At 70.4% G+C, this 22376-nt stretch carries 18 protein-coding genes and 1 riboswitch; of the genes, 7 read left to right on the top strand and 11 right to left on the bottom strand.

All coding sequences use genetic code 11. The features are described from left to right. Window positions 1–83: 83 nt before the first annotated feature. From ACZ7MX_RS05305 to ACZ7MX_RS05295, 3 genes are all read right to left on the bottom strand, one after another. Window positions 84–2060, bottom strand: a complete 1977-nt coding sequence (locus ACZ7MX_RS05305) for a transglycosylase domain-containing protein (protein ID WP_472129547.1) — start codon at window positions 2058–2060, stop codon at window positions 84–86. A gap of 111 nt (window positions 2061–2171) precedes the next feature. Further along, window positions 2172–3194, bottom strand: coding sequence for a ribonucleotide-diphosphate reductase subunit beta (locus ACZ7MX_RS05300; RefSeq protein WP_472129545.1), 1023 nt, complete (start codon window positions 3192–3194; stop codon window positions 2172–2174). Next, window positions 3194–5638 carry a ribonucleoside-diphosphate reductase subunit alpha gene (locus ACZ7MX_RS05295; RefSeq protein ID WP_472129543.1) on the bottom strand — a complete coding sequence of 815 codons (2445 nt, stop codon included), beginning with the start codon at window positions 5636–5638 and terminating at the stop codon, window positions 3194–3196. The genes ACZ7MX_RS05300 and ACZ7MX_RS05295 overlap by 1 nt, the downstream gene beginning before the upstream one ends. A gap of 182 nt (window positions 5639–5820) precedes the next feature. Then, a riboswitch (cobalamin riboswitch) is annotated at window positions 5821–5919 on the bottom strand. 170 nt (window positions 5920–6089) lie between these two features. Between ACZ7MX_RS05295 and ACZ7MX_RS05290 the strand changes: the two genes are divergently transcribed. Further along, window positions 6090–6674 carry a Uma2 family endonuclease gene (locus ACZ7MX_RS05290; RefSeq protein ID WP_472129541.1) on the top strand — a complete coding sequence of 195 codons (585 nt, stop codon included), beginning with the start codon at window positions 6090–6092 and terminating at the stop codon, window positions 6672–6674. A 69-nt stretch (window positions 6675–6743) separates the two neighbouring features. Here the strand turns inward: ACZ7MX_RS05290 and mctP are convergent, their stop codons facing one another. The 3 genes from mctP to ACZ7MX_RS05275 form a co-directional block, all read right to left on the bottom strand. Beyond that, a complete protein-coding gene (mctP, locus tag ACZ7MX_RS05285; protein WP_472129539.1) occupies window positions 6744–8432 on the bottom strand; it encodes a monocarboxylate uptake permease MctP in 1689 nt (562 codons plus the stop codon). Further along, complete coding sequence (locus ACZ7MX_RS05280) at window positions 8429–8686, bottom strand: DUF3311 domain-containing protein (protein WP_472129537.1); 258 nt, start codon at window positions 8684–8686, stop codon at window positions 8429–8431. Before ACZ7MX_RS05280 ends, mctP begins: the two co-directional genes overlap by 4 nt. Before the next feature lie 245 nt (window positions 8687–8931). Then, entirely contained in the window at window positions 8932–9690 is a 759-nt protein-coding gene (locus ACZ7MX_RS05275; protein ID WP_472129535.1) for a GntR family transcriptional regulator, read from the bottom strand. Between the two features lie 241 nt (window positions 9691–9931). Between ACZ7MX_RS05275 and ACZ7MX_RS05270 the strand changes: the two genes are divergently transcribed. The 4 genes from ACZ7MX_RS05270 (at window position 9932) to ACZ7MX_RS05255 (ending at window position 14738) form a co-directional block, all read left to right on the top strand. Then, complete coding sequence (locus tag ACZ7MX_RS05270; protein WP_472129534.1) at window positions 9932–11200, top strand: extracellular solute-binding protein; 1269 nt, start codon at window positions 9932–9934, stop codon at window positions 11198–11200. A gap of 108 nt (window positions 11201–11308) precedes the next feature. Then, complete coding sequence (locus ACZ7MX_RS05265) at window positions 11309–12346, top strand: carbohydrate ABC transporter permease (RefSeq protein WP_472129533.1); 1038 nt, start codon at window positions 11309–11311, stop codon at window positions 12344–12346. After that, complete coding sequence (locus ACZ7MX_RS05260; protein ID WP_472129532.1) at window positions 12343–13182, top strand: carbohydrate ABC transporter permease; 840 nt, start codon at window positions 12343–12345, stop codon at window positions 13180–13182. Before ACZ7MX_RS05265 ends, ACZ7MX_RS05260 begins: the two co-directional genes overlap by 4 nt. Before the next feature lie 8 nt (window positions 13183–13190). Then, window positions 13191–14738, top strand: a complete 1548-nt coding sequence (locus ACZ7MX_RS05255) for a glycoside hydrolase family 3 protein (protein WP_472129531.1) — start codon at window positions 13191–13193, stop codon at window positions 14736–14738. A 139-nt stretch (window positions 14739–14877) separates the two neighbouring features. On the opposite strand, the gene nagB is transcribed toward ACZ7MX_RS05255, so the two are convergent. Continuing rightward, window positions 14878–15660, bottom strand: a complete 783-nt coding sequence (gene nagB / locus ACZ7MX_RS05250) for a glucosamine-6-phosphate deaminase (protein WP_472129529.1) — start codon at window positions 15658–15660, stop codon at window positions 14878–14880. Between the two features lie 172 nt (window positions 15661–15832). Beyond that, a complete protein-coding gene (locus tag ACZ7MX_RS05245; RefSeq protein ID WP_472129527.1) occupies window positions 15833–16606 on the bottom strand; it encodes an SDR family oxidoreductase in 774 nt (257 codons plus the stop codon). Between the two features lie 487 nt (window positions 16607–17093). Between ACZ7MX_RS05245 and ACZ7MX_RS05240 the strand changes: the two genes are divergently transcribed. After that, window positions 17094–18566: a sensor histidine kinase gene (locus ACZ7MX_RS05240; RefSeq protein ID WP_472130558.1), complete on the top strand. Its 1473-nt coding sequence runs from the start codon at window positions 17094–17096 to the stop codon at window positions 18564–18566. Window positions 18567–18776: 210 nt separating this feature from the next. Here ACZ7MX_RS05240 and ACZ7MX_RS05235 read toward each other — a convergent pair whose 3' ends face one another. Both ACZ7MX_RS05235 and ACZ7MX_RS05230 read right to left on the bottom strand, forming a co-directional pair. Next, window positions 18777–19034: a WhiB family transcriptional regulator gene (locus tag ACZ7MX_RS05235; RefSeq protein WP_003983230.1), complete on the bottom strand. Its 258-nt coding sequence runs from the start codon at window positions 19032–19034 to the stop codon at window positions 18777–18779. 319 nt (window positions 19035–19353) lie between these two features. Continuing rightward, window positions 19354–20346 carry a diacylglycerol/lipid kinase family protein gene (locus tag ACZ7MX_RS05230; protein WP_472129525.1) on the bottom strand — a complete coding sequence of 331 codons (993 nt, stop codon included), beginning with the start codon at window positions 20344–20346 and terminating at the stop codon, window positions 19354–19356. 96 nt (window positions 20347–20442) lie between these two features. Here ACZ7MX_RS05230 and ACZ7MX_RS05225 point away from each other — a divergent pair, with 96 nt between their 5' ends. After that, window positions 20443–20898, top strand: coding sequence for a hypothetical protein (locus tag ACZ7MX_RS05225; RefSeq protein ID WP_472129523.1), 456 nt, complete (start codon window positions 20443–20445; stop codon window positions 20896–20898). 501 nt (window positions 20899–21399) lie between these two features. On the opposite strand, the gene ACZ7MX_RS05220 is transcribed toward ACZ7MX_RS05225, so the two are convergent. Continuing rightward, window positions 21400–22359 (bottom strand): RNA polymerase sigma factor SigF, encoded by a 960-nt coding sequence (locus ACZ7MX_RS05220; RefSeq protein WP_030413514.1) that lies wholly within the window; start codon window positions 22357–22359, stop codon window positions 21400–21402. Window positions 22360–22376 lie beyond the last annotated feature (17 nt).

Genomic DNA, 22376 nt, shown 5'->3' with positions numbered 1-22376 from the left:
CCCGTCCCCTGGTGGGGGCGGGCGCCCGCGCGCGTCCATGAGGCGTCCTGGCGGCCGGTCCCTGGGGCGTACCGGCGGCCGGTCTACGAGGCGTCCTGGTAGGCGCTCCAGACCTTCGGCGGGAGGGACGTCCCCAGACCGGTGCGGGGGCCGCCGACGCCCTGCAGGCCCAGCAGTTGGGGCGCGCCGGGCTGGTTGCGGAACATGGTGACGGCGGTGGTCGGCTCGTCACCGGCGCCCGGCGCGGTGCCGGGGCGGACGCCGCCCCAGTTCCCGCCGCCGGTGCCGGGCCCGGTGCCGACCGGGGCGGGCGCCGGGCTGCCGATGAACCACGCCGACTTCATCCGGTCACCCGGCTCGGTACGGCCGGCCGCCACCGGCGGACCGGCCGGCTTGGCGTCCGGCAGGCCCAGCGTGCGCCGTCCCACGCCCTCCAAGGCGCCGGTCACCTGCTGGGCGACCCCGGCGTCGAGGACCTGCTGGGGCACCGCCCGCTCGAAGCCGGGGACCGTGCGGCCGTCGTGCGTCATGGACGACACCGCGTAGGGATCGGCGTGCAGCCCGCCGTTGGCGAAGGTGGTGTAGGCGCTCGCCATCCGTATCGCGCTGGGCGCCGAGGTGCCGAGCGGGAAGGTCTGCTCCAGGCGCGCCATGCTCTCCTTGCGCAGCCCGGCGGCCACCGCGAGGTCCCGGATCCGTTCCAGCCCGATCCGCTGCCCGGCCTGGACGAACGGCGGGTTCTGGGCCTTCACCAGGGCGCTGCCGAGGTCCGCGGCGGCCCGGTCCGGCCGCCAGTCCACCGGGACGGCCCGGCCGGCCCCCTCGGGGCGGTCGGTGGGCTGCGGGGTGGCGTCGACCTGCTGCTGGAGGGCGGCGGCGAGCACGAACGGTTTGAAGGCCGAGCCGGCCGGGACCGCCGTGGTGTCCGCGTTGTTGCTGAAGTGCCGGGTGGCGTCGGCACCGCCGTAGAGCGCGACGATCGCGCCGTCCCGGGGCCGCACCGAGGCCGCCCCGAATTCCACGAAGGTGTCGGCGGTCCGCTCCTTCGGGTCGAGGTTCTCCCGGCGGACGGTGTTCACGGCCGCCTCCAGGTGGCGGGTGCGGTTCTTGTCGAAGGTGGTGTGGACGCGGTAGCCGCCGCGCGCCAGGTCCTTGTCGGTGAGCCCGGTGTCCGCCTTGATGAATTTGTTGGCGATGTCGACGAGATAGCCGATCTGGCCGGCCTGGCTGGTGGGTTTCGACGGCGGCCGGGGCTCGGGGAACGTGCGGTATTTCGCGCGTTCCTCCTCGCTCATCTTTCCGGTGGCGACCTGCCGGTCCAGGATCCACCGCCACCGCGCCTCCGCCCGCCGGTGATTGGCCTCGCTCAGCCCCGGGTCGTACTGGTCGGCACCCTTCAGCGTGGCCGCCAGCAGGGCGCCCTGGCTGGGGCTGAGGTTCTTGGCGTCGATGCCGTAGTACGCGTGGGCGGCGGCCTGGATGCCGTACGAACCGCGGCCGAACCAGCTGGTGTTGAGATAGCCGCGGAGTATGTCGCGCTTGGACTTCTGGTTGCTCACCTTCAGCGCGATGATGAATTCCCGCAGCTTGCGGGTGACCGTCTGGTCCTGCGAGAGATAGGTGTTCTTCACGTACTGCTGGGTGATGGTGGAGCCGCCCTGGGTCTCCTCGCCGGAGACCATGTTCACCACGGCCCGGGCGATTCCCTGGACGGATACCCCGGGGTCGCTGTAGAACGTGGCGTTCTCCGCGGAGATCACCGCGTTCTCGACCGAGTCGGGGACCTTGTCGAGGGTGATGTTCTGCCGGTTGACGGCGCCCACGCTCACCATCTGGCTGCCGTCCGCCCAGTAGTAGACGGTGGCCTCCTTACCGGCGAGCTCGTTCTCGTCCGGTATGTCGATCTTCGCGTACACGAACGCGAACAACCCCGCCAGGGAGAGGATGCCGAACGAGAGGGTGCCGAGCCACAGCCGCCATGACGGCAGCCATCGGCGCAGCCCCTCCCGTCCCCGGCGCGGATAGTCGATGAACCGGCGACGCCCCTTCGTGCCCTTCATACCCCGATAGATGTGGCGGCCCCGCCCCTGGTTGCCGAGGTAACAGAACGCGCACAATCGCAGATGACCGGGGTGAACGGGCGTCGCCGGCACGGACGTCGGGGCGCCGGCCTAGAAGTCGTCGTCGAAGGAGACCGAGCCCTCGACGGCGACCTGGTAGGCGGAGGCCCGGCGCTCGAAGAAGTTGGTCAGCTCCTGGACGTTCTGCAGCTCCATGAAGGAGAACGGGTTCTCCGAGCCGTACACGGGCGCGAAGCCGAGCCGCTGCAGACGCTGGTCCGCGACGCACTGCAGGTACGCGCGCATCGACTCGGTGTTCATCCCCGGCAGGCCGTCGCCGCACAGGTCACGGCCGAACTGCAGCTCGGCCTCGACGGCCTCCTTCAGCATCTCGGTGACCTGCAGCTCCAGCTTGTCGTCGAAGAGGTCGGGCTCCTCCTCGCGGACCGTGTCCACCACCGAGAACGCGAACTCCATGTGCATGGACTCGTCGCGGAAGACCCAGTTGGTGCCGGTGGCCAGGCCGTGCAGCAGCCCGCGCGAGCGGAACCAGTAGACGTAGGCGAAGGCGCCGTAGAAGAACAGGCCCTCGATGCAGGCCGCGAAGCAGATGAGGTTGAGGAGGAAGCGGCGGCGGTCGGCCTTGGACTCCAGCCGGTCGATGCTCTCGACCGAGTCCATCCACTTGAAGCAGAACTGGGCCTTCTCCCGGATGGACGGGATGTTCTCCACCGCGGCGAAGGCGGCGGCGCGGTCCTCCGGGTCGGGCAGATAGGTGTCCAGCAGCGTCAGGTAGAACTGGACGTGCACCGCCTCCTCGAAGAGCTGACGGCTCAGATACAGCCGCGCCTCGGGGGAGTTGATGTGCTTGTACAGCGTCAGGACCAGGTTGTTCGCGACGATCGAGTCACCGGTCGCGAAGAACGCGACCAGCCGGCCGATCATGTGCTGCTCGCCGGGCGAGAGCTTGGCGAGGTCGGCCACGTCGGAGTGGAGGTCGACCTCCTCCACGGTCCAGGTGTTCTTGATCGCGTCGCGGTAGCGGTCGTAGAACTCCGGGTACCGCATGGGACGCAGGGTGAGTTCGAAGCCCGGGTCGAGCAGGTTCTTGTTCTTGTTGGCGTCGGTGGACATCACTGGCAGGCCTCGCAGGACTCGGGGTTTTCCAGGGAGCAGGCGACCGCCTCGGGGTCGGTCACCGGCAGTTGCGGCGCTTGCTGGGCGGGGACGGACGCGGCGCGCGCCGACTGCGCGATCCGCGTCGCCGGGCGCGACCGCAGGTAGTACGTCGTCTTGATGCCGCGCTTCCAGGCGTACGCGTACATCGAGCTGAGCTTGCCGATGGTCGGCGACGCCATGAAGAGGTTCAGCGACTGGCTCTGGTCGAGGTACGGCGTACGGGCCGCGGCCATGTCGATCAGGGCGCGCTGCGGGATCTCCCAGGCGGTGCGGTAGAGCGCGCGGATGTGCTCGGGGATCCACGCCACGTCCTGCACCGAGCCGTTCGCCTCGCGCAGCGCGTCACGGGTCCGCGCGTCCCACAGGCCCAACGCCTTGAGCTCCTCGATCAGATAGGCGTTGACCTGCAGGAACTCACCGCTCAGCGTCTCGCGCTTGAAGAGGTTGGACACCTGCGGCTCGATGCACTCGTACACGCCGGCGATGGAGGCGATGGTCGCGGTCGGCGCGATCGCGAGCAGGAGGGAGTTGCGCATCCCGGTCTTCGCGACCCGGGCGCGCAGCGCGGCCCAGCGGTCCGCCCAGCGCGGCTCGGCGTCCGGGTAGTGGTCGGGGTGCAGCACGCCGCGGGCGGTCCGGGTCGCGGACCAGGCCGGGTGCGGGCCGTGCCGGTCCGCGAGGTCGGCGGACGCCTCGTAGGCGGCGAGCATGATCCGCTCGGAGATACGGGTGGACAGCTCCTTCGCCTCGGGGGAGTCGAAGGGCAGCCGCAGCCGGAAGAAGACGTCCTGCAGGCCCATCAGGCCCAGACCGACCGGACGCCAGCGGGAGTTGGAGGCGGCGGCCTGCTCGGTGGGGTAGAAGTTGATGTCCACGACGCGGTCGAGGAAGGTGACGGCCGTACGGACCGTGGCGTCCAGCCGCTCCCAGTCCATCGCCTCCTCCCAGCCGTCGGCCTCGTTGCCAAGATGCGCGGCGAGGTTGACCGACCCCAGGTTGCAGACCGCGGTCTCCCCGTCGTCGGTCACCTCCAGGATCTCCGTGCACAGGTTGGAGGAGTGCACGACCTTGCCCGGCTCGGCGGTCTGGTTGGCGGTGCGGTTGGCGGCGTCCTTGAACGTCATCCAGCCGTTGCCGGTCTGCGCCAGGGTGCGCATCATGCGGGAGTACAGCACCCGGGCCGGGATCTGCTTGAGCGCCCGGCCCTCGGCCTCGGCCTTGCGGTACGCGGCGTCGAACTCCTCGCCCCACAGGTCCACCAGCTCGGGGACGTCGGAGGGCGAGAACAGCGACCAGTCGGCGTCCGCCTCCACCCGGCGCATGAACTCGTCCGGGATCCAGTGCGCGAGGTTCAGGTTGTGGGTGCGGCGGGCCTCTTCGCCGGTGTTGTCGCGGAGCTCCAGGAACTCCTCGATGTCCGCGTGCCAGGTCTCCAGGTAGACGCAGGCCGCGCCCTTGCGCCGGCCGCCCTGGTTGACCGCCGCGACCGAGGCGTCCAGCGTGCGCAGGAACGGCACGATGCCGTTGGAGTGCCCGTTGGTGCCGCGGATCAGCGAACCGCGGGCCCGGATCCGGGAGTACGACAGCCCGATGCCGCCGGCGTGCTTGGAGAGCCGGGCGACCTGGTGGTACCGGTCGTAGATCGAGTCCAGCTCGTCCAGCGGGGAGTCCAGCAGGTAGCAGGACGACATCTGCGGGTGGCGGGTGCCGGAGTTGAAGAGCGTGGGGGAGGAGGGGAGGTACGACAGCGAGCTGGTGAGGCGGTACAGCTCGGCGACGTCGTCCAGCGCGCGGGCGCTGCCCTCTTCGGAATCAGCGGTCTCGGCGAGGCCGCAGGCCACCCGCAGCAGGAAGTGCTGGGGCGTCTCGACGACCTGACGGGTGGTGGGGTGCCGCAGCAGGTAGCGGGAGTGCAGGGTGCGCAGGCCGAAGTAACCGAACCGGTCGTCGGCGCCGTCCGCGAGCGCCTGCTCGACCAGCGCGTCCAGCCGCGCCGCGTGCGCCCGGACGAACTCCGCGGTCTCGTCGGCGATCAGGCCCTCGCGGTGGCCGACCTCGATGGAGGCGGAGAAGGCGACCGCCCCCTGTTCGGCCGCCTCCTCCGAGATCGCGAGGGTGAGCAGCCGCGCGGCGAGCTTGGAGTACTCCGGCTCGTCACCGATCAGGCCGGCCGCGGCCTCGGTGGCCAGCGCGCGCAGTTCGGCCTCGTCGGAACCCGCGTGCCGGCCGCGCAGGGCGGCGGCGGCCACCTTGCCGGGGTCGGTCGCGGTGAGGTCCGCGGTCAGGTCGGTGAGGGTGCGCAGCAGGGCGACGCCCGGACCGTCGGAGGCGGGCGGCGTGGCCACCGCGGGCGGCACGACCTCGGCGTCTGACGCGGGTTCCGTTGGCGCGATGGTCACGTGATGCTCTCCCTCACTCGGCGGGGGCCGGGAGGGACGCGGGCGCGACGGGCGCACGCGGGCATGCGGCACCCCGTCAGGTCAGGGGTGCGCGGGCACACCGCGCGGCGTCCACCGGCCCTCCCTCGGGGCCCGGACGTATCGACGTCCGCACCGATGGCGGTGCGGGCGTGCCGTCGGCAGGTCCTCGGACTTCCGGGCGCACGGCGGCCCGTCGACAAAGGCGGGCGGGTGCGCTCGTACACCGTTGCGGGACAGTCCCGGATTCCCACCGGGTTCCCCTGCGGCGACAGCGAGGACGAGCATACATGTGGTGGTGACCCCTCAGGTGCACCCCCACATCTAGTGTGTCGCGAGTGATCAACGAGTGATCGGGCGGTGCCTGTCAGTGGTCTCGGCTAGCGTCGGTGGCACGTTCCTTGCTCTGCCCGATGCCAGAAGGAGGAGGCCCATGCCCGCGCTCGCTGACCGGCCGCATATCGCGACAACCGACTTCGAAGAGGCTGCCCGGATATTCGCTCGATTGGAGCGTGGTGCACGTCTGGAACTCATCGATGGGAAGGTCAGGAGCAAGCCCATGCCGGACGGGGACCACGGGCTGATCATCGAGTGGCTGACGCGTATGTGCATCCAGTCGCGCCCCGAACTGTGGCTCTATCCGGACCAGGGAATAAAGGTGCAGACCTATCGGGCCGGCCGCGCTCGCCCGGATGGGGCGCTCGCTCCCAGCGGCGCTATCGGGGGCCAAGGGGAATGGGTAGACCCCGACCCCGTGTTGATGGCCGTCGAGGTCACGTCGCATGACTCGGACACCGACCGGTGCGACCGGGTGGAGAAGCCCCGCGCGTACGCCGAAACAGGCATTCCGGTCCACCTGCTCATCGATCGCGACAAGTGCGAGGTGGCGGTCTACAGCGAGCCGAACGGTTCCTGGTACGAGAACGTGCACACCGTCCCGTACGGCAAGCCCCTCCACCTCCCGGACCCCGTCGGCATCACCCTCGAAACCGAGCCGCTCAAGGACTGGGTGAACTGACCGGGTGCACGCAACGGGCCGCTGCCTCCCCAAAGAGGCAGCGGCCCATGGCGTCGGACGCGGGGTGGCTCAGTGCCCCGCCGGTGCCCCCGCCGTGGCCGGTGGGAGGTCGGCGAGGACGCCCTTGTCGCCCGCGTCGGCGGTGTAGTCCGCGGGGCTGGTCTCGTCCGTGCCGTCGGGGGCGTTGAAGGCCCGCAGGACGACGGTGAGGACGACCGCGATGACGACGTTCAGGACGAACGCGGTCAGGCCGATGTAGCCGATCTCCCCGAGGCCGGGGATCTCCGTGCTGGGGCCGCCGAAGTGCTTCTGCTTCGGGGTGGCCACGCCGTACGCCGCGAGCGTGCCGTAGAGCATGCCGGCCGCCCAGCCCGCCAGCAGTGCCCAGCGGTGGAACCACCGGGTGAACAGGCCGCCGACCAGGGACGGCAGGGTCTGCAGGATCCAGATCCCGCCGAGCAGCTGGAAGTTGATGGCGACGGTCTTGTCCATGGTGAGGACGAAGACCAGGGCGCCGACCTTGACCAGCAGGGAGACCAGCTTGGCGACCTTGTGTTCCTGCTCGGGCGTGGCGTCCTGCTTGAGGAAGTCCTTGTAGACGTTCCGGGTGAAGAGGTTGGCGGCCGCGATGGACATGATGGCCGCCGGGACGAGGGCGCCGATGCCGATCGCGGCGAACGCCACGCCGGTGAACCAGCTCGGGAACATGTCCTCGAACAGCTGGGGGATGGCCAGTTGCGGGTTGCCCTGGATGTCCGTGCCGGCCTTGATCGCCATGAAGCCGAGCAGCGCCAGCAGGCCCAGCATCAGCGAGTAGAGCGGCAGGATCGTGGTGTTGCGGCGGATCACGTTGCGGCTGCGCGAGGACAGCGTCGCGGTGATCGAGTGCGGGTACATGAACAGCGCCAGGGCCGAGCCCAGGGCCAGAGTGGCGTACGCCCACTGGGCGTTGGGCCCGCTGGTGACTTCGCCGCGTGGTTTGCCGGGGACGGCGCCCGGCTGGGCGAGCGCCTTGCCCGCCGCGTGGAAGATGCTGTCGAAGCCGCCCAGCTTGATCGGGATGTAGATGATCGCCACGCCGATGACGAGGTAGATCAGGCCGTCCTTGACGAACGCGATCAGGGCGGGCGCGCGCAGACCGGAGGAGTAGGTGTAGGCCGCCAGGACCGCGAAGGCGATCAGCAGCGGGAGGTCCTTGACGAACCAGTTGGTGTGCTCGCCGCCGCCGATGCCCATGACGTCCAGCACGGCCTGGATGCCCACCAGTTGGAGCGCGATGTACGGCATCGTGGCGAGGATGCCGGTGAGCGCCACCGCCAGCGACAGGCCCTTGGAGCCGAAGCGGCCGCGGACGAAGTCGGAGGTGGTGACGTAGCCGTGCTTGTGCGAGACCGACCAGAGGCGGGGCAGGAAGAGGAAGATGAAGGGGTAGACCAGGATCGTGTACGGCACGGCGAAGAAGCCGGAGGCGCCCGCCGTGTAGACCGCCGCCGGGACGGCCACGAAGGTGTACGCGGTGTAGAGGTCACCGCCGAGCAGGAACCACGTGATCCAGGTGCCGAAGCTGCGGCCGCCCAGGCCCCATTCGTCCAGGTTGGCGGACTGTTCGGCCTTGCGCCAGCGGGCGGCCAGGAAGCCCATGACCGTCACGGCCAGGAAGAAGAAGACGAAGACGGCGAGGGCGACGCCGTTGACGCCGTGGGTCTGGGAGGCGGCCAGCCGGACGGTCTCCGGGGCCGCGGTCACGAGGGCGCTCATCGGCCACCGTCCTTGCGGAGGCGCTGCTCACGCCGGACGAGCTTGTACGCGACGGTGGTCAGCACCGTGGAGATCAGCACCCACGCCATCTGGTACCAGTAGAAGAACGGGATCCCGATCAGCGTCGGCTCGATCCTGGCGTACGAACTCACCCACAGCATCGAGACGAACGGAGCCAGCAGGCACAGTCCGGCCACTATGCGCGTCGGGGTGACGACCTGTCTTCTGGTCGGTGATTCGGCTGGCTCTGGCATCAGCGTGGCTCCGTCCCTGGCTGTCTCCTGTGCAATCGGCTGGAAATCTATGGCAGGGCCGTGGCGCGCGTCACTAGGTGTCCGCATATCGGTATGGACACTTCGCGCGGAAAAGGGCGGCGGGCGGCGGGAGTTCCGCCGCCCGCCGGCGGCCGTTCGGTCCGCGGGGAGGGCCCGCTTCGCGGGCGTGTCCGGCCCGTGGGGCGTGCTCGGTCCGTGCGGCGTGCTCGGTCCGTGGGGCGTGCTCAGTCCGTGGGGCGCTGCAGCCGGGCGACGAACTTGTAGCGGTCGCCGCGGTAGACCGAGCGCACCCACTCCACCGGCTGCCCCTGGGCGTCGAGGGAGTGGCGGGAGAGCATCAGCATCGGCAGGCCGACGTCGGTGCCCAGCAGCCCGGCCTCGCGCGGGGTGGCGAGCGAGGTCTCGATGGTCTCCTCGGCCTCGGCGAGCCGGACGTCGTAGACCTCGGCCAGCGCGGTGTACAGCGAGGTGTACTTGACCAGGTTGCGGCGGAGCGCGGGGAAGCGCTTGGCGGACAGGTGGGTGGTCTCGATCGCCATCGGCTCACCGCTGGCCAGCCGCAGCCGTTCGATGCGCAGCACCCGCCCGCCGGGCGCGATGTCCAGCAGTCCGGCCAGCCGGTCGTCGGCGGTGACATAGCCGATGTCCAGCAGCTGGGAGGTCGGTTCCAGCCCCTGGGCGCGCATGTCCTCCGTGTAGGAGGTCAGTTGCAGCGCCTGGGAGACCTTGGGCTTGGCCACGAACGTGCCCTTGCCCTGGATGCGTTCCAGCCGGCCCTCGACGACCAGTTCCTGGAGGGCCTGGCGGACGGTGGTCCGCGAGGTGTCGAACTCCGCGGCGAGGGTGCGTTCGGGCGGGACCGGGGTGCCGGGCGGCAGGGTTTCGGTGATCTCCAGCAAGTGCCGCTTGAGGCGGTAGTACTTGGGCACGCGCGCGGTCCGCGTGCCGGCGCCGCTCTCGGCGCTGCCGCCGTCGGTCTCCATGACCCGCCTCTCCGACCCCTGTCCTGCTGCCGTCACCGGCTCCTCCGTACGTAGCGGCTCACATCGTGGCACGGAAGGGTTCCCCGCGCGCTCTCGCAGGTCCCGGCCCGCCAGATGTCGGTCCGGTAACGGACCTGACAGCGACTCTTATACACCCTTGACACCCCAAAAGGTCTAGGCCAAGCTGCGGGAACTGGTCTAAACCATTAAAGACCACACCCGGCCTTTAGGGGAGAGCGCAATGAAGCGTGGGCTCATAGCAGCGACGGCCGTCGCGGGAATGCTGGTGAGTGTCGCTGCCTGTGGGTCCAGCGACGGCGGGAAGACGGGGGCGGACGGCTTCAAGGGCCAGAAGCTGACCGTATGGGTGATGAGCGGATCGAACCCGGAACAGTGGACCAAGCAGGTCTCCGAGCAATTCAAGAAGAAGACCGGCGCCACCGTCGAGTTCAAGGTCCAGCAGTGGAACGGCATTCAGCAGAAGCTGAGCACCGCCCTTTCCGAGGACACCCCGCCGGACGTCGTGGAAATCGGCAACACCCAGACCGCCGCCTACGCCAAGGCGGGCGCCCTGGCCGACCTCGGTGACCTGAAGAAGGACATCGGCGCCGACTGGAACGACGCGTTCAACAAGGCGTCGGTCGTGGACGGAAAGCAGTACGCACTGCCGTGGTACGCCGGGAACCGCGTGGTGATGTACAACAAGAAGATCTGGGCGAAGGCCGGTATCAAGGGTATTCCGAAGACCCGCACCGAGCTCTTCAAGGACTTCGACACCCTCAAGAAGAAGACCGACGCCGAGCCCCTCTACCTGCCCGGCCAGAACTGGTACTTCTTCGACGGCCTGACCATCGGCACCGGCGCCGACCTGGTGAAGAAGCAGGGCGGAAAATGGGTGTCCAACCTCGGCGACCCCAAGGTCTCCAAGGCCATGGACATCTACCAGCAGTACCAGTCCTTCAGCGCCGCCCCGAAGAACAAGGACGAGGCCACCCCGCAGCAGGCCCAGGTCTTCGCCAAGGGGAAGACCGGCGCCATCATCGCCATGGGCTACGAGGCCGCCGAAGCCGTCAAGACCAACCCGGACATCAAGCAGGACATCGGCTTCTTCACCATTCCGGGCGAGACCGCCGACAAGCCCGAGGGAGTATTCCTCGGCGGCTCCAACTTCGCGGTCGCCGGAATGGGCAAGAACCAGGAACTCGCCAAGGAATTCCTGAAGGTCGCCCTCTCCAAGGAGAACGACGGGCAGATGGTCAAGGAGGCCGGCTGGACCCCGAAGTCCGCCGACCTGGCCGGCGCCGCCAAGGAGAACCCGGCCGCCGCGGCCGCCGCACCCGCCGCACAGAAGTCCGGCGGCACCACTCCGCTCATTCCGCAGTGGGCCGCCGTGGAGAACGTCCCGAACCCCCTCAAGAACTACATGACGGCCGTGCTGAACGGTAAGTCCCCGGCCGACGCCGCCAAGGACATCGAATCCGAGATCAACTCGCGACTCGCCAAGGAGTAACCGCACCGGCTGCGTACGGGGCCGGCCGTCCCCGGCCCCGTACGCGCGTCAGCAGGTGCACACCGACCTTCACGGCAACCCGGCGACAACAAGGGGGAACAGGGGACCATGGCAGTGCAGCTCGACGCCGCGGACGAAGAGACCGCACCGGGCACCGGCAAGGGGGGAGCCCCGCCCGCCCGCGGCACTGGCGGCAGACGGACCGCCCGCCGCGCCTCCTCCTCTCCCGCCCGCCGCACTCCTTCCTCTCCCGCCCGCCACACCCCGTATCTCCTCCTGCTGCCCGCCCTGCTCGCGACCGCCGTCTTCCTCGGCTGGCCGCTGGTCCGCAACCTGCTGCTCTCCTTCCAGAACCTCAACATGAAGGAGCTCATCCAGCACCTCACCGACTGGCGCGGGACGGGCAACTACCAGGAGGTCCTGGGCAGCGAGCAGTTCTGGCGGGTCACCGGCCGGACCGTCGTCTTCACCGCGGTCAACGTGGTCCTGATCATGGTCCTGGGCGTGCTGATCGGACTGCTGCTGGCCCGGCTCGGCAAGAAGATGCGGCTGACCCTGTCGCTCGCCCTGGTCCTGGCCTGGGCGATGCCGGTGGTCGCCGCCACCACCGTCTTCCAGTGGCTCTTCGACTCCCGCTACGGCGTCGTCAACTGGCTGCTCGACAAGCTCGGCCGGCACGGCATGGCCCACTACGACTGGGTCGGCACCCAGCTGTCCACCTTCTTCGTGATCACCGTGCTGATCGTGTGGCAGTCCCTGCCGTTCGTGGCCCTCAACCTCTACGCCGCTACCACGACCATCCCCCGGGAGCTCTACGAAGCCGCCCGGATGGACGGGGCCGGCACCTGGAAGGTCTTCACCTCCGTCACCTTCCCCTTCCTCAAGCCGTTCTTCCTGGCCACCACGTTCCTGGAGATCATCTGGGTCTTCAAGGCGTTCCCGCAGATCTTCGCGATCAACCAGGGCGGCCCGGACCGGCTCACCGAAACCCTGCCGATCTACGCCTTCACCGAGGGCGTCGGCAACCTCCACTTCGGCATGGGCGCCGCGATCTCCCTGCTGACCATCGCCGTGCTGCTCGTGATGACCGCCTACTACCTGCGTCTGACGCTCAGGCAGGAACAGCAAGAGGAGAACGAGCTGTGAAGCGCACGGCCCTTTCGACGGCCGGCCGCATCTGGCCCAACGCCACGGCCGCCCTGCTCGCCCTCGGTTTCGCCTTCCCCGTCTACTGGATGTTCAGCACGGCCTTCAAACCGACCCGGGACATCATCACCGAGGACCCGGTGTGGTTCCCCTTCCACGGCACCGTCGAGCACTTCGCGACGGCCGTGAACGCCCCCCACTTCTGGGCACTGGCCGGCAACTCGGTCGTCGTCACCGTCCTGGCCGTCGGGCTGTCCCTGGTCATCGCGCTCTGCGGGGCGTTCGCCCTCACCCGGATGCGCTTCAAGGGCCGCCGCGGCATCCTGTTGACCTTCATGGTCGCCCAGATGGCGCCCTGGGAGGTCATGGTGATCTCCATCTACCTGATCGTCCGGGACGCCGACCTGCTCAACAGCCTGGTACCGCTCACCTGCTTCTACACGCTGATGGTGCTGCCCTTCACCCTGCTGACACTGCGCGGCTACGTCGCCGCGGTGCCCAGGGAACTGGAGGAGTCCGCGATGGTCGACGGCTGCTCCCGGCGGCAGGCGTTCCGCAAGGTCGTCCTCCCGCTGCTGGCACCCGGCCTGATGGCCACCTCCCTGTTCGGCTTCATCACCGCCTGGAACGAGTTCCCGCTCGTGCTGGTCCTCAACAAGGAGCCGGGCACCGGCACGCTGCCGCTGTGGCTCTCGCAGTTCCAGACCCAGTTCGGCGACGACTGGGGCGCCACCATGGCCGCCGCCTCGATCTTCGCCGTCCCCGTCCTCGTCCTCTTCCTGTTCCTGCAACGCAAGGCGGTCGGCGGTCTCACCTCCGGCGCAGTGAAGGGATAACGCACGCCATGCCACCTCTCGTCCGCCCGGTAGGCCCCACCGACACCCTCACCCGCGACGCGCTCGCCGTCCTCCAGCCCGGCTTCACCGGCACCACCGCCCCCGACTGGCTGCTGCGCCGGCTCGGCGAGGGCCTGACCACGGTCGGCCTCTTCGGCCGCAATGTGGCGGACCCCGGCCAACTGGCCGTGCTGACCGACCGGCTGCGCACCGAACGCCCGGACGTCCTGGTCGCCGTCGACGAGGAGGGCGGCGACGTCACCCGCCTCGAAGTGCGCGGCGGCTCCTCCTTCCCCGGCAACCACGCGCTGGGCGCCGTCGACGACCCGGCCCTGACCCGCGCGGTCGCCCGGGAACTCGGCCGCCGGCTGGCCGAGTGCGGCATCACCCTCAACTGGGCACCGTCCGCCGACGTCAACTCCAACCCGGACAACCCGGTCATCGGCGTCCGCTCCTTCGGCGCCGACCCGCACCTGGTCGCCCGGCACACCGCCGCCTACGTCGAGGGCCTGCAGTCCGCCGGCGTGGCCGCCTGCACCAAGCACTTCCCCGGCCACGGCGACACCGCCGTCGACTCCCACCACGACCTGCCGCGGATCGCCGCCGACCTGGCCACCCTCCAGGAGCGCGAACTCGTCCCGTTCCGCGCCGCGGTCGCGGCCGGCACCCGCGCCGTGATGAGCGCCCACATCCTGCTGCCCGCACTGGACGACGCCCGCCCCGCCACGCTCAGCCCGGCCGCCCTGCACGGCCTGCTGCGCGCCCCCGCCGCCGAGGGCGGCCTCGGCTTCAACGGCCTGATCGTCACCGACGGCATGGAGATGCAGGCCATCTCCGCCACCTACGGCATCGAACGCGGCAGCGTGCTCGCCCTCGCGGCCGGCGCGGACGCGATCTGCGTCGGCGGCGGCCTCGCCGACGAGGACACCGTGCTGCGGCTGCGCGACGCCCTGGTGGCGGCGGTACGCGACGGCGAACTGCCGGAGGAGCGGCTCGCCGACGCCGCGGCACGGGTGCGCGCCCTGGCGCGCTGGACCCAGGCCGCGGGGGAGGAGGCCGCCGGGGAAGGCGTCGCGCCCGCGCCGGGGATCGGCCTGGCCGCAGCCCGGCGCGCCCTGCGCCGCACCGCGGGCGAGCAGCCCTACGCACCGCTCACCGGCGCCGCCTACGTCGCGGCGTTCACCCCGCTCGCCAACATCGCGGTCGGCGACGAGACGCCGTGGGGCGTCGCCGCCGAACTGGCCCGCCTGCTGCCGGGCACCGACACCGGCACCTACACCGCGGACGCCGCCGCCACGGCCGGCATCCCGGCACTGGTCGAGGGCCTGCTCACGGCGGCCGCCGGCCGCCGGATCGTGGCCGTCGTCCGCGACGTCCACCGCCACCCCTGGATGGCCGAGGCCCTGGCCGCGCTCCTGGCCGCCCGCCCCGGCACCGCCGTCGTCGAAATGGGCGTCCCCCAGGCCCCGCCCCGGGGCGCCCTCCACCTCGCCACCCACGGCGCCGCCCGGGTCTGCGGCCGGGCCGCGGCCGAGGCCCTCACCGGGCGCCTCTGAAACACGGCCCGGCCGACACACGGACCGGCCGGGAAGCGGACCGGCCGGGAAGCGGACCGGCCGGGAGACGAACCGGCCGGGGCGCTCCCCGTAGGAACGCCCCGGCCGGGCCGTGCGCGGGCGCGGACCCGCGGGCCGATCAGATGCCCTGCCACTCCGGCTTCGCCGCGTAGGTGGCGCGGAAGTAGTCGGCGAGCTTCAGCTTGCCGGCCGCGGCCTCGTCGAGGACGACCGTGGCGTGCGGGTGCAGCTGGAGCGCGGAGGCCGGGACCAGCGCGGCCACCGGGCCCTCCACCGCACGGGCCACCGCGTCCGCCTTGCCCTCACCGGTGGCCAGCAGCACCAGGTGCCGGGCCTCCAGGATGGTGCCGATGCCCTGGGTGATGACGTGGTGCGGGACCTCGTCGAGGCTGTCGAAGAACCGGGCGTTGTCCTCCCGGGTCTGCCGGGTCAGCGTCTTGATGCGGGTCCGCGACGCGAGCGAGGAACACGGCTCGTTGAAGCCGATGTGCCCGTCGGTGCCGATGCCGAGCAGCTGGAGGTCCACCCCGCCGGCCTCGCCCAGCGCCCGGTCGTACGCCTCGCAGGCGGCCTGGACGTCCGCCGCCGTGCCGTCCGGCCCCATGAACGCGCCCTCGTCCAGACCGAGCGGCTCGACGACCTCGCGCAGCACCACCGAGCGGTAGGACTCGGGGTGCCCGGCCGGCAGCCCGACGTACTCGTCGAGCTGGCAGATCCGGGTCCGCGAGGCGTCCACCTCGCCGGCCCTGACCTTCGCCGCCAGCGCCTGGTAGATGGGCAGCGGGGTCGAGCCGGTGGCCACCCCCAGCAGCGCATCGGGCTTACGCCGCACCAGGGTGGCGATGGCCTCCGCGATCAGCTCGCCGCCTGCCGTGGCGTCCGGAACGATGACAACTTCCACGCTTGGCCTGCCGTTCTGGAGAAGGGTCTGAAGGGGCTGAGGGCCTAATTGGTCCATGAAGTCGATGTGGTATAGACCAATCTATCAGAGGGCGGGCGCCCGGACCGGGTGGCGGCGCGGAACGGCGGACGGCGGCTTTCCGTCGGTACGGTGACCGGCGGGTGAGGCGGCGTCAGAGCAGGCCGCCACCCGTCGCGTCGATCCACTGCCCGGTCACCCACCGGCTGTCGTCCGAGGCCAGGAAGGCCACGATGTCGGCGATCTCCGCGCCGCCCGCGACCCGGCCCAGCGGCGACAGTCCGCGCAGCCGCTCCCGGGCCGCGGCGTTGCCCTCGCCCCGCAGCCAGCCGGCGTTCATGTCGGTGTCCACCGCCCCCGGCGCCACCGCGTTGACCGTGATGCCGCGCGGCCCGAGGTCCTTGGCCAGCGTCGAGGTGAAGACGTCGACCGCCCCCTTCGACATGGCGTACGCGATCAGCTCCGGCTTCGCGGCGCCGCGGGTCAGGCCGGTGGAGACATTGACGATCCGCCCGCCGTCGCGCAGCCGGGACAGCCCCCGCTGCACCAGGAAGAACGGCGCCTTGGTGTTGACCTCGAAGAGGCGGTCGAAGTCCTCCTCGGTGAGCGCGCCGATCCCCTTGAGCGTCCCGTCCACCGCCTTGTTGATCCCGGCGTTGTTGACCAGGACGTCCAGCCCCGCGGCCTGCTCGTCGAACGCGGCCCACAGCGCCTCGGTGTCCCCCGGCACGCCCAGTTCCGCCCGCACGGTGAAGGCCGTCCCGCCCGCGGCCTCGATCGCCGCGACCGTCTCCTTCGCCGCCGCCTCGTCGCGGCCGTAGTGGACGGCCACCCGGGCGCCGTCCCGCCCCAGCCGTTCCGAGATCGCCCGGCCGATCCCCCTGCCGCCGCCGGTGACCAGTGCCGTCCTGCCGCTGAGCGCACCCATGGAAACGTGCCCCTCCCCATCCGTGTCCGGCGCCCCCGCCGCGCGGGCGCACCGCTCCGTTGGCCGGGCGAAGTTTTGTATCGCTCGGTCCAGAACGACCGTAGCACGCATCCCTGGTCACGTCGTACGGAAATCGTGGATCACCGAGCCGTCACCGACGGCCCCGAAAACACCCGCGGGCCGCGGCGCCGGGACAGGACCCTCAACCTGTCATCGGCACCGCAGCCCGGAGCTGACATCGGCCGGCCCCGCCGTACGGACGGTGGGCTCCCCCTTGTGCGGTGGGGTCGCCGTCCCGTCCTGGGACCGGTCGATCGGAGGCCTCGGCGCAGTCAGGGCAGAGAGCGCTTCCGGCCTCGTTCCGTCCTCCTGTGCGGGGAGGGCGGAGGTCTTTGCTGAATTCTGGACTAGACCATTCTCACTTGTCCATGCCCTTGCGGGGAGAACACTCATACCGTACGCCGGTAGGCTCCAAGACGTGCCCTCCATGAACGATCTCGTACGCCAGCACACCGCTCTGAGCGACTCCGACCTCGAGTGGCTCCACCTGCTGGTCTCGGAGTGGCAGCTGCTCTCCGACCTGTCCTTCGCCGATCTCGTCCTCTGGGTCCCGACGCTCGACGGCACCCGTTACGTCTCGGTCGCCCAGATGCGTCCCAACACCGGCCCCACCTCCTACCAGGACGACATGGTCGGCCACCTCGTTCCCCGGGGACGCCGGCCGATGCTGGATTCCGCCTTGGACGAGGGCCGCATCGTACGCGAGGGCGACCCGGAGTGGCGAGAGGAAGTTCCGGTCCGGGTCGAGTCCATCCCGGTACGGCGCGAGGGCCGGGTGCTCGGCGTGATCGCCCGGAACACCAACCTGCTGACCGTACGCACCCCCAGCCGGCTGGAGCTCACCTACCTCCAGAGCGCCTCCGATCTCGCCCAGATGATCGCTGCCGGAACGTTTCCGTTCCCCGGCCAGCAGGTCGACATGGACGCCTCGCCGCGCGCCGGCGACGGGCTGATCCGGCTCGACGCGGACGGCGTCGTCCAGTACGCCAGCCCCAACGCGCTCTCCGCCTACCACCGGCTCGGTCTCGCCGCGGACCTCGTGGGCCACCACCTCGGCCAGGCCACCGCCGAACTGGCCCCGGCCCGCGGCCCGGTGGACGAGGCCCTGGTGAAGCTGGCCAGCGGCTGGGCGCCCCGGGAATTCGAGGTCGAGGGCAATGACGGCGTGATTCAATTGCGCGCCATTCCGCTCAAACCGAAGGGAACCCATATCGGTTCCCTGGTGCTGCTGCGGGACGTCACCGAACTGCGCCGGCGCGAACGGGAACTGATCACCAAGGACGCGACCATCCGGGAAATTCACCACCGGGTGAAGAACAATTTGCAGACCGTAGCCGCGCTGCTACGGCTGCAGTCCCGCCGGATGGATTCCGAACAGGGCCGCGAGGCGCTCAACGAGGCCGTGCGCAGGGTGGGTTCGATCGCGATCGTGCACGAGACGCTGTCCCAGAACCTCGACGAACGGGTCCAGTTCGACGAGATCGCCGACCGCGTGCTGGCCATGGTCGCGGAGATCTCCCCGGGCAAGGTGACCACCCGCCGCACCGGGCGCTTCGGCATCCTCGACGCCGAGGTGGCCACCCCGCTGTCGATGGTCCTCACCGAAATCCTGCAGAACGCCCTGGAGCACGCCTTCGACCAGGCCGAGCAGGGCATCGTGGAGGTGGGCGCGGTGCGCGGCGGCAGCCGGACCGACCCCCGGCTGATCGTCACCGTCCAGGACAACGGCCGCGGCCTGCCCGAGGACTTCGACCCGCAGCGCGCCGGAAACCTGGGCCTGCAGATCGTACGGACCCTGGTGGAAGGGGAGTTGGGCGGCACCTTCGACATGGTGCGGGCACCCGAGCGCGGCACCCGGGTCCTCCTCGACATCCCGGTACGGCCGGAGAAGCCGCACTAGGCAGAGTCGGGGAAGCCCGCCGGGGGAGTCCCGCCGGCCCGGTGCGGTGGCCGGCCCGGGCCCGTCGTCGGGGCCGGAACAGCAACAAGCCCCGGACCGTTCGGTCCGGGGCTCAAAGCTATTGCGATGCGATAACGACCGGGCTTCTCAGCGCCGTGCGTGCATCGGGGGTACTGCGCGCTGCGGCTCGGGGGCCACGGGGCTGCTGGCTCAGGCGCTGGCGTTGCGCGCCCGGTTGCGAGCTGCACGGCGCTTCATCGCGCGGCGCTCGTCCTCGCTCAGACCACCCCAGACGCCGGAGTCCTGGCCGGACTCAAGCGCCCACTGCAGGCACTGCTCCATGACGGGGCAGCGGCGGCAGACGGCCTTGGCTTCCTCGATCTGCAGCAGCGCAGGACCGGTGTTGCCGATAGGGAAGAAGAGCTCGGGGTCTTCCTCGCGGCAAACGGCGCGGTGACGCCAGTCCATGGCTGCTCCATCTCCTCGTGTGACGGGATCGTTGCTTGTGAATGTGAACGCTTTCACGAATCCCCCAACAAGGGAAGGGCCGAACTCCAGTTACGAACTGGTGCGGTCCTGGGAATGAGGAGGAGGATTCGGGCTCTCAAGGGGGCCGGTAAAGCGGCCGTCCCGATCGCCATGAAGAGACTCGCAAACCTCGGCGGCGGATACAACCCCTTCCGGAAACTTTTTTTTGATTCCTTGGTGTCGCCTCGGTCACAGCCGTCATTCCAGGGGGTGGGAACCAGCCTAAACGTTCGAGTGAAAGGACTTTGGGCCCTACTGCTCACACAATCACACGCAGTGCACGGCGAACGCCTGTGAACGTCACACTCGTGCGCAGCCCCAGGTGGTCACCGTCCATCTGGAAGGGCAGCGGCACCTGCGAATGCAAGGTGAAGTTAGTGAGGTCGTGAAGTGAGAGCGCATGCTTGCCATGGGGGCCGCGCTCCGGGGTTGACGTGAGCAGCTGCGTGGCATAACGGGCCACCGCCGAGGGGGACAGCTTGCTCAGTGCGAACAGATCGAGGGCCGTGTCGAACGAGGCGTCCGGGGACGGATAGATCGGCCGGTTGCCCAGGTAGGACCACGGAGCGGTGTTGCAGATTATGGCCAGCGCCAGGTTCTCGACGATCTCCGCCGCACCGTCCGCGCCGTCCCCACCGCCCGGGCGTTCGAGGGTGATGACCCCCCGCCGGCGGTTCGCCTCCCCCAGGAACTGCCGTACGACCTGTCGCATGTACAGGGCATGCGTCGAACGCTTGCCGCGTTCCCGCTGCTGCTCGACCCGGCCGACGACCCCGGCGTCGAAACCGAAGCCCGCGCAGAAGGTGAACCAGCGCTCCGGTACGCCCTCGTCCTCCGTACCCGGGGTGCCCGCGGCGAGCCCCAGGCCGATGGTGCGCTCACTGCCGTCGCGCAGCGCGTCCAGGAGGGCGCCGGTGGCCTCCACCACATCGTTGGGCAGCCCGAGGGCCCGGGCGAAGACGTTGGTGGAGCCGCCGGGAACCACGGCGAGCCGGGGGTGCGACTCGGGATCGGGTCCGTTCGCCAGCAGACCGTTGACGACCTCGTTGACCGTGCCGTCCCCGCCCAGCGCCACGACCAGCTCGGTCTCCCCGCCCTCGGTGGCCTGCCGGGCAAGATCCCGGGCGTGCCCGCGGTACCGGGTCTCGGCGACCTCCAGCTTGAGGTCGCTGGCGAGGGCATGGGCGAGGACCTCGCGGGTGCGCGCACTGGTGGTGGTAGCAGCGGGATTGACCACGAGGAGAGCGCGCATGTGCAGCAGCGTACCTACCTGCCGGTACCGGGCTCACGCCCCGTCCGCATCCAGGGCGTTCCGGGGAGCGGGAGCCGCCGGCGCTACCCTGCTGGGGTGAGCAGTCAGCAGAAGCAGTCCGTGAAGCGCGCCGCCGGCGCCCCCGCCGCGCCCGCACCGGCCGGTCCGCGGCCCGCCCGGCTGAGCGCCGCCGCGGCCCTCACCGGGATCGAGGGCCTGGCTCTGGCCGCCCTCGGTACGTACATGCTGATCATGGGGCTCACGGGCTCGCCGGACAGCCCGCAGCAGGCGGAGATGGGCGGGGTGACGGTGCTCGCGCTGGCCGTGCTGCCGCTGGTCGCCGCGCGCGGACTGTGGCTGCGCCGCCGCTGGAGCCGGGGCCCCTCACTGATCACCCAGATCGTCGCCCTGCCGGTGGCCTGGACGCTGGTCCACGGCGGCGGCGCGCTGATCGCGGGCGGCGTCGCGCTGGCGCTGGCCGCGCTGGTCGTCCTCGTCCTGCTGGTCAACCCTACGGCTACGGAGGCGTTGGGGATCGGTCCGCGGGAGTAGGGGCTTCCCACGTACTTGGCTTTCCCGCCGCGGGTGTTGGTCGCCATTGCGCTTGGCGGCGCCCCGCATGTGCCCGTCTGTCCCGCCGCGGGGCTTGGTCGCCGTTGCGCTTTGCGGCGCCCCGCACGTGCCCGTCTGTCCCGCCGCGGGGCTTGTTCGCCGTTGCGCTTTGCGGCGCCCCCGCACGTAGCCGTCTTTCCCGCCGCGGTTGCTTCTCGCCGTTGCGCCTGCGGCGGGCTGGGTGGGTGTCGGGTGTGGTGACGGGCCTGCGGGGCCGGTTGTGTGGACTGCTGACGCTTTACGTCCACACAACCGGCCCCTCCGGCCCGTCCCCTCCCGTTGGGGGAGGGGAATGCGGTGCGTGGGGGCGGGCGTTGAGGCATGCAAGGGGGCCTGGGGACCCTTACGGGACGGTCGAACGGATTCCCTAGGGGATCCGAGCGCCCCCTACGGGGCCACAACGTGGGTGGGGTGGGTGGGTATTCCCGTGGTTACGGGGGGTCACTCCTCCACGAGGAGCTTGTCGCGGAGTTGGGCCAGGGTGCGGGCCAGGAGGCGGGAGACGTGCATCTGGGAGATGCCGACCTCCTGGGCGATCTGGGACTGGGTCATGTTGCCGAAGAAGCGGAGGAGGAGGATCTTCTTCTCGCGCGGCGGGAGGTCCTCCAGCAGCGGCTTGAGGGACTCGCGGTACTCGACGCCCTCCAGTGCCTCGTCCTCCGCGCCGAGGGTGTCGGCGACGGCCGGCGACTCGTCGTCGGTGTCCGGGACGTCCAGGGACAGCGTGCTGTAGGCGTTGGCCGACTCCAGGCCCTCCAGGACCTCTTCCTCGGAGATCGACAGGTGCTCGGCCAGCTCGTGCACCGTGGGTGCCCGGCCGTGCCGCTGGGAGAGCTCGGCGGTCGCCGTCGTCAGGGACAGCCGCAGCTCCTGGAGGCGACGCGGGACGCGGACCGCCCAGCCCTTGTCGCGGAAGTGCCGCTTGATCTCGCCGACGACCGTGGGCGTGGCGTACGTGGAGAACTCCACGCCGCGCTCCGGGTCGAAGCGGTCCACCGACTTGATCAGGCCGATCGTGGCGACCTGGGTCAGGTCGTCGAGGGGCTCGCCGCGGTTGCGGAACCGGCGGGCCAGGTGCTCGACGAGCGGGAGGTGCATGCGGACGAGGGTGTTGCGCAGCTCGGCGCGCTCCGGTGAGCCGTCGGGCAGCTTGCGCAGCTCGTAGAACATCGCCCGGGCGCCGTTGCGGTCCTGCGGCTCCTGGGAATGCTGTGGTTCCTGCAGCGTCTCGTCGGGAGCCGGAGCATCATGCCGATGCGCCTGCTGCCCCTGCTGCTCGCTCTGGTCCATGTGGTCCGCCCGCTCTGCCTGCTCCGCCGCGTCCAACCGGCCGCCGTGGTCGTCTACGCCCACCGGATGCGGCCGGGCCTGCTGACCGGGGATGGTCGCACTGGACGCCATCCGCCCGCCGCGTTCGA

The organism is Streptomyces sp. NPDC107765, from assembly GCF_055657085.1.
The sequence above is the reverse complement of the archived record's forward strand: the minus strand, read 5'-3'. Positions and strand labels throughout refer to the sequence as shown.